Below are 661 nucleotides of genomic sequence, written 5' to 3'. Positions count from 1 at the left end.
AAGGATCTGAAGGCGCTGGTCGTGCGGGTCGATTCACCGGGCGGTTCGGCGCTTGCGTCCGAAGACATGCGGCGCGCGATCCTGGAAGCCAAGGCGCAGAAGCTGCCGGTCGTCATCTCGATGGGCTCGCTGGCGGCGTCGGGCGGCTATTGGGTGTCGACGGCGGGCGACGTGATCTTCGCCGAGCCGACCACCATCACCGGCTCGATCGGCATCTTCGGCATCATCCCGACTTTCGAGAACACGCTCAAAAAGATCGGCCTCACCACCGATGGCGTGCGCACCACGCCGCTGTCCGGGCAGCCGGACATTTACGGCGGCACCAATGCCGAGACCGACACGATCTTCCAGGCGGGGATCGAGAATGGCTATCAGGAGTTCATCACGCGCGTCGCCACTGCGCGCAAGCTGACCCCGGCGCGCGTCGACGAGATCGGGCAGGGCCGCGTCTGGGATGGCGGCACGGCGCATCAGATCGGGCTGGTCGATCGTTTCGGTGGCTTGCAGGACGCGATCGACGAAGCCGCCAAGCGCGCCGGGTTGAAGGCGACCGACGTTCATGCCGAATATCTGGAGAAAAAGCCGAGCGCTTTCATGCAATTGATCGCGCAAATCCTGGATTCGAACAAGGATGACGATGCGAGCGCGGGCGATGCCTTCA

Annotated in this window: 1 protein-coding gene; it reads left to right on the top strand. The window is 64.1% G+C overall.

The window, feature by feature from the left end:
• Window positions 1–661, top strand: a 661-nt coding sequence (locus AACY52_RS29085; protein WP_339561182.1) for a S49 family peptidase, incomplete at both ends; no start/stop codon positions are given.

This window comes from Pseudomonas sp. EA_65y_Pfl1_P113 (genome assembly GCF_963970525.1).
Classification (GTDB): domain Bacteria; phylum Pseudomonadota; class Gammaproteobacteria; order Pseudomonadales; family Pseudomonadaceae; genus Aquipseudomonas; species Aquipseudomonas tritici.
The sequence above is the reverse complement of the archived record's forward strand: the minus strand, read 5'-3'. Positions and strand labels throughout refer to the sequence as shown.